This window comes from Streptomyces sp. NPDC058880 (assembly GCF_042742535.1).
GTDB lineage: Bacteria > Actinomycetota > Actinomycetes > Streptomycetales > Streptomycetaceae > Streptomyces.
In genome coordinates this window covers 1-9490 of sequence record NZ_JBHYMC010000115.1, presented here as the reverse complement: position 1 = coordinate 9490, position 9490 = coordinate 1, and the positions used below count along the sequence as shown (strand labels likewise).

Annotated in this window: 5 protein-coding genes and 1 pseudogene; 3 read left to right on the top strand and 3 right to left on the bottom strand. The window is 68.5% G+C overall.

Annotated features, from left to right (window positions below; all coding sequences use genetic code 11):
- The first annotated feature begins 1098 nt into the window (after positions 1-1098).
- Complete coding sequence (locus ACFW2G_RS32565; protein ID WP_384585546.1) at positions 1099-1635, top strand: hypothetical protein; 537 nt, start codon at positions 1099-1101, stop codon at positions 1633-1635.
- A 55-nt stretch (positions 1636-1690) separates the two neighbouring features.
- On the top strand, positions 1691-4363 hold the full coding sequence (locus ACFW2G_RS32560; RefSeq protein WP_384585543.1) for a Helicase associated domain protein: 2673 nt from the start codon (positions 1691-1693) through the stop codon (positions 4361-4363).
- Positions 4364-4468: 105 nt separating this feature from the next.
- Here the strand turns inward: ACFW2G_RS32560 and ACFW2G_RS32555 are convergent, their stop codons facing one another.
- Entirely contained in the window at positions 4469-6106 is a 1638-nt protein-coding gene (locus ACFW2G_RS32555) for a hypothetical protein (RefSeq protein WP_384585549.1), read from the bottom strand.
- A gap of 122 nt (positions 6107-6228) precedes the next feature.
- Positions 6229-7089, bottom strand: coding sequence for a hypothetical protein (locus ACFW2G_RS32550; RefSeq protein ID WP_384585541.1), 861 nt, complete (start codon positions 7087-7089; stop codon positions 6229-6231).
- Between the two features lie 168 nt (positions 7090-7257).
- Between ACFW2G_RS32550 and ACFW2G_RS32545 the strand changes: the two genes are divergently transcribed.
- Positions 7258-7785, top strand: a complete 528-nt coding sequence (locus tag ACFW2G_RS32545) for a hypothetical protein (protein ID WP_384585538.1) — start codon at positions 7258-7260, stop codon at positions 7783-7785.
- Here the strand turns inward: ACFW2G_RS32545 and ACFW2G_RS32540 are convergent.
- Positions 7745-8990 (bottom strand): annotated as a pseudogene (locus tag ACFW2G_RS32540) (IS110 family transposase). The gene ACFW2G_RS32545 and the pseudogene ACFW2G_RS32540 sit on opposite strands and share 41 nt — an antisense overlap.
- Between the last annotated feature and the right edge of the window lie 500 nt (positions 8991-9490).

Below are 9490 nucleotides of genomic sequence, written 5' to 3'. Positions count from 1 at the left end.
CCACAGCGCTGCGCGCTGTGTAAGTGAACGCCCCCGCTTCGCGGGGGCGTTGAGCGGTCCGCTGCGCTCCCCGCTCGCCACGGCTGCGCCGTGGCCGGCTTCCTTCGCTGCGCTTCGGAAGCCTGGGGGGCCAGGCCGCTGCGCGGCCTGGAGGGCGTCCGCTGCGCTCCCGCCCACTATGGGGGTCTGCTTGGTTGTGTGAGTGCGGGTGTAATGGGGGTTCAGGTTCGCAAGCAACCCTGAAATGGGGGTGGGTTCGCTGCGCTCCCCCACCCCCAGGCGGTCCTTCCGGCTGCGCCTCCAGAACCTTCAGGCCCACTGCGTGGGCCCGGCCGGCTAGGAGTACGGCCCCTGGGGGAGTTGGACGAGCTTCTCCGGGCTCCACGTCTCAGGCGGGTAGGCATCTCTCGGCCTGGGGTCCGTGGAGGCGACAAGCGCAGTCATCCTGGAAAGCCGATGCCAGTACTCGGGACTGTCCCCCTCACTCAACTCGGTGAGGATTGCGGTGAGCTGGGATCCACGCCAATGCAGAACCCGGAAGAGCCGCATGTCCAGGGTTCCGCCGTCATCCAGCCAGGTGTGCACACACCCGGCTATGTCCGCATCCACCAGGACGAGGTCAAACCCTGCCCGATCCTGACCCGCGAGACCACGAGGGAACGGTGCAGGTCTGTGCTCATCCCACAGTGGGCGCACAGCGGCTATGACATCCGATTCGTGATTCATCCCCACGATCATCACCGAACCCGCTGAAGAAGCACCCATGTTTTATCCGCCCATCCCCCTCGCGGGCATCCACGGCTCGGCATCCAGGGCCGACAGGTCTGCTGCGCTCCCCCGGCCCACGATCCTTCCAGTGTGCCTTCACAACCCTCGAGGCCAGCACTACAGGACTCGTTCGTGTCGGATTCAGCACAACGGCTGCATTAGACTGATGCAGCATGTACCGTTGGTAGAAATACGGTACACGGTGAGGCGGATATGGTGGCGGACAGAAGAGAAGTATCTGAGCACATCACTCGTAGGGCGAAGTATTTCGTCCGAATCCACGGCCACTGGACTCCATGTTCTGACATTGAACAGTACCGGGCCAGGTGGATGGAACACGGCGTTCCCGCGGCGCAGATCGACCGGGTCTTGGCCTACGAGGCCGTCTGGGGTGGGCTCGTTCTTCCTCCTTCTCCCCACTACGACGGCGGACCTCGAGTGCTCAGCGGGGACGTGCCCGAGGGACCCGACCCCGACTGGCACTTCAACGCAGGAGACCAGCGCACCGCTCTTCCGTACGCGTTCATGATCGGCCCCAGCGGAGAGTTCGGACTCCACTGCGGCCACTGGGTACCCCTGCACTCCAGCGTTGAAGGGTGGGTAGAAGCAGTCGCCCTGGCCCACCACGCCCGCAGCTGCGCACGCACCACCACGACAGTGACCGGTGACGCCGTGGAAAACATCGACCTCAACGGCTTCGAGCAGGTTCCGGAGACCGCCGGCCTCGCAGACACCTGGTGGCGCGGCACCGACTCCCTCATCGCCATCTACCGCGGCGAAGCCGAAGTCATGGACGCGCCGCAATGCCGCACCGCCACCATCTACGGCGGCCTCGACGAGTGGGGGCTCAGAGGACTCGGCACCTAGACAACCACCCAACGTCTCACCTCTCGATCTCCGCCGCACAGAATGGAAACTTGGAATGCGCGGCATTTCCCTCAGGGAACACCAGGTCGACCAGAAGTCGGCATTCCGGAAGTGGGTGGGAATCCCTGCAAGATCATCTGTGCCCCCGCAGGGCGCCCGGGGCACTATCGTGTCAGCGACCGGCTCGGGCAAGACGATCACGGCCGCCGCGAGCGCGCTGGAATCCTTCCCCGGAGGCCGGATCCTCGTCACCGTCCCCACCCTCGACCTGCTCGCCCAGACCGCCCAGGCGTGGCGCCTGGTGGGCCACCGGGCCCCGATGATCGCCGTCTGCTCGCTGGAGAACGACCCGGTGCTGAACGAGCTCGGGGTCCGCACCACCACCAACCCCATCCAGCTCGCCCTGTGGGCCGCGTCCGGGCCGGTCGCCGTGTTCGCCACGTACGCCTCCCTGGTGGACCGCGAGGACATCGACGCACCCGAGGGTCAGCAGAAGGTCCGCGGGCCGCTGGAGGCCGCTCTGGCAGGCGGGGAACGGCTCTACGGTCAGCAGATGGCCCCGTTCGACCTCGCCATCGTGGATGAGGCGCACGGAACCGCTGGTGATCTTGGGCGGCCGTGGGCGGCGATCCACGACAACGCCCGGATCCCGGCGGACTTCCGGCTCTACCTGACCGCGACCCCGCGCATCCTCGCCGCGGCCAGCCCGCAGAGGGGCGCCGGCGGCCAGGAGGCGGAGATCGCGACCATGGCAGACGACCCGGAGGGCACGTACGGCGCGTGGCTCGCGGAGCTCGGGCTGAGCGAGGCCATCGAGCGGGAAATCCTCGCCGGGTTCGAGATCGACGTGCTGGAGATCCGCGACCCCTCCCCCGTTCTCGGGGAGTCGGAGGAGGCGCGGCGGGGCCGGCGCCTGGCCCTGTTGCAGACCGCGCTCCTGGAGCACGCGGCCGCGTACAACCTGCGTACGGTCATGACGTTCCACCAGAAGGTCGAGGAAGCCCGCGCGTTCGCGGACAAGCTGCCCGAGACCGCCGCCGCGCTGTACGCCAACGACGCGTCCGACGCCGATCTGGCCGCCGCTGACAAGCTGCCGAAATCCTCCATCGATGCCGAGTTCTACGAGCTGGAGGCCGGCCGCCACGTCCCGCCGGACCGGGTGTGGTCGGCGTGGCTGTGCGGCGACCACCTCGTGTCCGAGCGGCGCGAGGTTCTGCGCCAGTTCGCCAACGGCATCGACGCGGCCGGGCGCAGGGTGCACCGGGCGTTCCTCGCCAGCGTTCGCGTGCTCGGTGAGGGCGTGGACATCACCGGCGAGCGGGGAGTCGAGGCCGTGTGCTTCGCGGACACCCGCGGCTCGCAGGTGGAGATCGTGCAGAACATCGGCCGCGCGCTGCGGCTCAACAAGGACGGCTCCACGAAGGTGGCCAGGATCATCGTGCCGGTGTTTCTGGAGCCCGGTGAGGACCCCACCGACATGGTCGCCAGCGCCAGCTTCCGCCCCCTTGTAGCGGTTCTCCAGGGCTTGCGTTCGCATGACGAACGTCTGGTCGAGCAGCTCGCCTCCCGCGCGCTCACCAGCGGAAAGCGCAAGGTCCACGTCCGGCGTGACGAGGACGGGCGGATCGTCGGGGCCGGTGGCGAAGGCGACGGCGAGGACCAGGAGGACGACACCGACGCCGCAGCCGAGTCGGCCCTGCTCCACTTCTCCAGCCCGCGCGACGCCGCCACGATCGCCGCGTTCCTGCGCACCCGCGTCTACCGGCCCGAGTCCCTGGTCTGGCTGGAGGGCTACCAGGCCCTCATCCGCTGGCGGGCCGAAAACGACATCACCGGCCTGCACGCCGTCCCGTACGACACCGAGACCGAGGTCGGCGTCACCAAGGCGTTCCCGCTCGGGCGGTGGGTGCACCAGCAGCGCAAGGCCCTGCGCGCCGGGGAGCTCGAGGACCGGCGCAAGAGGCTGCTGGACACGCCCGAGGCCGGGATGGTCTGGGAACCGGGCGAAGAGGCGTGGGAGAACAAGCTCGCCGCACTCCGGTCCTACCGGCGCGCCACCGGGCACCTCGCACCCCGACAGGACGCCATGTGGGGCGAAGACGACGAGATGGTGCCCATCGGGCAGTACATGGCCAACCTCCGGCGCAAGGGCGCGAAGAACGGGCTCGGGAAGAACGAGGACACCGCCACCACCCGGGCCGCGCAGCTCGCCGCCATCGACAAGGACTGGAACTGCCCCTGGCCACTCGACTGGCAGCGACACCACCGCGTCCTGGCCGACCTCGTCGACGCCGACGGCCAGCTGCCCGACATCGCCCCCGGCGTACTCATGGACGGCGACGACATCGGACGGTGGCTCCAGCAACAGAAGCAGCCGGCTACCTGGGCGCGGCTGCTGCCCAAGCAGCAGGAACGGCTGACCGCGCTGGGCGTGGAGCCCGCCCAGGCGCCGCCTCCAGCCCCGGCGGTCGGGCGTACAGCGAAGGGGCCGAGCAAGGCACAGCAGGCGTTCCAGCGGGGCCTGGCGGCCCTCACGCAGTGGGTCGAGCGGGAAGGCGCCCACCGGCCCGTGCCAAGGAGCCACAGCGAACAGATCGCGGTCGACGGCGAGACGGCCCCGGTGACCGTGAAACTGGGCGTATGGGTCTCCAACACCAAAACCCGACGCGACAAGCTCACCGCCGACCAGCTCGCCGCCCTCGCGAAGCTGGGCGTGGACTGGGCGTGACAGGCTGCCCGGCTCGTCATTGAGCGGGGAGGTCAGCGAAGTGGAGGCCCCGGGACGTCGTGACTCCCGGGGCCTCCATCTTGCACGCAGCCCGCGGTACAGCCGCTACTCGGCCGGTTGCGCTTGGGCGTGTTGTGCGAGCGCCTCAAGGGCATCGCCGGTCAGAGCAAGCACCCGCACAAACTGCTGGTCCGGACTCATTTCGCTCAGGCCAGCGCGCGTCAGCGTGGCGTGCCAGTCCTTGCCACGCAGGTGGGCGGGGCCGGTGGAGCGGAGACCCTGGAGAAGACGCAGGGGACGGATCAGGATGTCGCTGTCTCCACCGGTGGAGGTTGCCCATGCCTCGAGGCAGTTGATGCTCGTCGCCTTTGAGTCGGACACGCCTGGTAGCCGGCGGAGGGCCTTGACGTTGAGGTAGTCGATGACACCTTTGGCAAGCAGGAGGATGAGGGTGTCGGCCTCGTGCTGCTCGCTGCTGGTGGGCATGTGGATGCCCTCGAAGGCGATCTGGTCGGCGGGATGCCACGGCTTGTAGATCGCCTGACCGAGAAGGGTGCCGAGGGTGGTACTGAACTGCTCTCGGGCAACGAACAGTCTGCGTAGCGGGTCGGGTGGGCCGTCGGTCCACCGGCCGAGGATGTCGCGGTCGAACCGGGCCTCGTCTCGGCCGCCTCCGGGAGGGGCGTTGAAGCTGAGCCAGTGGTCACGTTCCTCTGCGGGAAGGTCGCGTCCGAGGTCTCCGAGGTACACCTCGATGAGCCCCTCGGGGTTGGTTCCGATGGACAGGCCCCACAGGCTGAGGCAACTCAGCCGACTGGCTTCGATCCGGTAGCGGGAGGGCTGCGAGGTGTACCTGTTGAGAACCTCTCGCCGGAAGTAGACCCGGGTCAGGTAGTGCGGGGTGCCGCGGTCGGTGAAGTAGTTGCTCAGTTCCTTAGGGTCGCAGGTGGAGGTGATGGGCTGGCCCGTCGTAGAGTCCATGCCGATGGTGAACTCCGGGAAGCGGCGCGCGGAGGTGTGCGGGCGTGCCAGGTCGGCTGGTTGCGCGTCGATGGGCAGCACGATCTGCTTGCCGACCAGCCGTACGAATCCGGGGCGGTCCACTGAGTGGATGTCTCCGCTGTGGAAAGAGAAGTGACGCACCTCGGAGCGGTCCGTCGCGTCGATCTCCGGATCGGGCACCTGATCGAGCCGGGTGACCCGGTCGTGCTGAACCACCAGTCGGCGGCCTCGTACGGCGAGGTAGCGGCGGAGTGGCAAGGCGGAGATGTCGACGCGCAGCTCGCTGTCGGCGCGGCGGGTACGCACCAGCTCATGGTCGCGGCCTGCGTCGTCGAGGTAGTACCAGGAGCCATCGTTCCTGGGGATGGCGTCGAAGTACCACAGAAACGATGGCGTGAACTCAAGCGTCGGTTCCGCGAGCCCGTGATGTGAGCGGCGCTGGACGAAGAACTCGGCGTGCTCCTCTTCGTCCCGCAGCCCCTCCTCGAAGACCGTGCGCTTTTGGAAGGTGCTGATCCCGGCGGACCCGATCGCCGGCAGGCTCCCGAAGGGCTCCTTCAGGGCATGGGCCTGTTCCTCAGGTTGGATCAGGTAGCAGCTGATCCCCCAGTCGAGGGCACCGTGGGCCGGCTCGCCAACGACCGTGAGCCACTCGGTGGGCACGGGGGTCAGCGCGGCCAGGTACGCGTCCGGCCGAGCGCGTTCGGGAAGGTCAGCACTGCTTCCACTGGTGTACGTCATCGCCACGCACACGAGTGTAGGAAGACGAGCGGGCACCCGGCGCGAGGTTTTCTGCCCCGCGGACGCGGCCCGGTGTCAGGGGCTCGTTGCCAGCCTCCAACCCACGCAGGCTCCGTTCAGCACTATGTCGATCCGTCGCTCGCCGCACTCCACCGACCGGCGAGCCCTTCCAGGGCGCGGCGCTGCTGTTCCTCGCGGGCGATCTGCTGCGCGAGGACGTCGCGGTCGATGTACGGGTCGACGGCGGCGAGGACCAGGTGCTGAAGTTCGTCCGGCTCCAGCGCCTCCACCTCCCACTGCACTGGGCGCTCGATGTCGAAGCCGTAGCGGCGGGCGAAGGCCGACCACCGCGGGTCGCCGCTCTTGCCCTCGGTCACCGGGAGCCCGTACGCACGCATCTGCTCGTAGGTGAGCAGCACCCGGGTCACCGAGTCCCAGCAGCCCGTCCGTTCCACCCAGTCGCGCTCGATGTCCTCGCCGGAGCAGTCGAAGTCCCCGACCACGAGTAGCCGGGCTCCGCGTTGCTCGTGGGCGACGCGGTCGCGGACGACGTCGGCGTAGGACTGGGAGCTGAAGCCGCGGACCACGAGCACGCGGATGCCCGCGAACTCGAGCCAGCCGGTCAGCTGCTGCCGCAGGGTGTCCTTCTCCGCGGCGACGTACAGGGCGTGCTCCTGGGCCGCCGTGCGGTCCAGGCGGAACCAGTCGGGCATCTCCCGCACGAAGGCGTCTGCGCTCGGCCAGGCCGGCGGGACGTGGACTTCGCGGACGGTGTCGATCAGGTCGGGGAAGCGGCCGGCGCGGCGAGCCTGGGCCAGCCTGGCGGACAGGCGGCGGTACATCGGCGGCGTGTGCGGCAGCACGCCCTCGGCGGCCAGGCGGTACATGACCTGTCTCAAGGTGACCTTGAGCGGGGCGTACCCGTCCACGATCTCCCGCGCCCGTTCCACGACGAGGGGCCACCGAATCCGTTCACGAGCCATACCGGTACATGTACCCCTCCGCGCGGCCACCGGCCCCGGACACGGGACAGACCTCTTCGTCCGGCTATCGCGGACAAAGACACCTCATGCAGCTAAGCCGTCAAGGGGAGACCGGACCCACGTGGAAATCGGGTACTCGCCGCAGACACGGCCTGCGAGGCTGTGGGGGTGACTGAGACGACCCCTTATGACGCCGCCCGTTCCCGATTCACCCGCCAGGCGCTGGCGCGCCTCGTCCTGTGCGATCACGCAGCGGACGTTGCGGATGGCGCCGCCGGCCTGGTTGCCACCGAGAACGACCCTGACACCGGTCCCGGGGGCCGGGTAAGCCAGGCGTTCCAGCTCGCAGAGCTCGCGGAGCGTGCTCTGGTCTCGGCCGTTATCTACGAACGCGAGCGAGGCAGCTCCTGGACGGAGATCGCCCAGTACCTGGGCATCGGTCCGGCAGAGGCGGAAGAGCGGTTCGCCGCGATGCTGGACGACTGGAACACGGCCTTCGAGGTTCCCTACCGGCTCGACGACACTGGTCGAAAGCGCATACCCCAGCTGCCCACGGCGGCGTATGACCCCGCTTGGGCATGCGACCGGCTCGATACCTGGGCCGGGAACCGGCTCATTCTTGTCAACGACGAGCGTCCCGTCACCTCGGGTCTCGTCATGGCTGTGCCGGAGGAGCTCCCGTCAGTGAACCCGTAGCGGTGGTTGCCGGGAAAGCGATCGCTTCGTCGAACAGACTCCGCGTCTGAAGGCAGTGGTGGAGCTGGCCGAGCATCCGGTTGAACAGGTGCCGCAGGGCCTGCATGTGCCAGTCTCCTCCTGCCCGGCGGCGCCGGTAGTAGGCGTCCGCGCCGGATGAACCGCCGAGGGAGGCGAAGGCCCAGAGGTGGCCGACGTGCTTGAGTCGGTTGTTCTTGACGAACCGGCGTCCGACGTAGCGGCGTTTGCCGGAGGCCCGCGTGATCGGGGCCGATCCTGCGTACGCCTTCAGCCCTCCAGCTGAGGCGAACCTGGTCCTGTCATCGCCCATCTCGCCCAGAATCCGGGCACCGATCTGAGGGCCGATCCCAGGGAAGCTCAGCATGATCGCCGCGTCCGGGTGCGACCGGAAGGCATCCTCAGTGGCCCGCGCCAGATCATCGACTGCCTCGCAGGCCGCGTCCAGCTGCAGCAGCAGGGCCAGTGCCTGCTTGCCCATGGCGTCGTCGACGAGGGGCAGCTGCCGCGGGGCCTCCTGGCGGAAGAGCTGCTGGATTCGCTCCGCGTCCGTCTCGATGCCCCGGCGGCGGCCGGCTCGCCGGAGCATGGCGGTCAGCTTCCACATCTGCAGCTTTGCGGCAAGAGCAGGTGTGGGCGCGACGGCCAGGATGCGGCGGGCGTCAGGGCGGGTCAGGGTTCCCGGCTTGTCCCTGAACGCCTCGATCAACGCCGGGAAGTATTCCCGGAGCAGGGACCGCAGCTGATTGGCGACCTGCTGCCGGTTCCAGACCGCGTCCTGCTGCGCGCGGGCCAAGACGGCGACTGCCTGGGCCAGGTCGGTGTCGGCAGGCAGAGTGCGGTGCATCGGCGCGTCGGTGCGGATGATGTTCGCGAGAACCAGGGCGTCGCCCGGGTCCGACTTCTTGCGGCTGACTCCGTGGCGGTCGCGGTAGCGGGAGGCAGCCATCGGATTGACCGCGTAGATCTTCCGTGAGCCCTGCCGCAGCGTCGCGACAAGCAGTCCTCGGCTGGTCTCGATGGCCACCGGGATCGGCATCTCCGCAGTGTCGCCGTGCTCGGCCAGAAGGTCCAGCAGCAGCCGGTAGCCGTCCAGATCGTCACTTGGCCAGCAGCTTGCCGGTGTCGTCGACGAGCGCGACGTCGTGGTGGCCCTCCGCCCAGTCGATCCCGCAGAACACGTCCATGGATCCCGCCCCTTCTCCGGTGCTGTCCTCGAAGGCGAGCACGCGGGGCCGCACGGCGCACTAATTCCAGGGCTCAAAGGCCCGCCACCTCATCAGCCGTGCGCGGCACCGCAAGCCGCACGGGCGCGCGCCGTGTCCAGAGCTCGAAGCTCGTGAGGAGAAAACGCGTCACCGTGCGGCAGCTCATCCTTCGAGGATCCCGAACCCGACGGGCCCGCGAGGGCAGAACGTACGAGGACCGGCCGGCGCCCAGCGCCACCAGCCTTTGCAAAGACCTCGCACGGTCGGAGGTGTCGTAGGGGTCACCACGGCACCGACCGGACCACACACGTCCTGCCCCGGGCTGGACAACGCCGCCCCGGACCCATCAGAGATCCAGGACCTCTAATTACTAACGAATTAGAAGACGTTAAGTCCGTTTCTGGTAGCAGCCTCGTCCGGGCTGGGTGAGGAAGCCTTGGCGGGTGAGGCGTCCGAGGCGGCTGCGGGTGATGTTGACG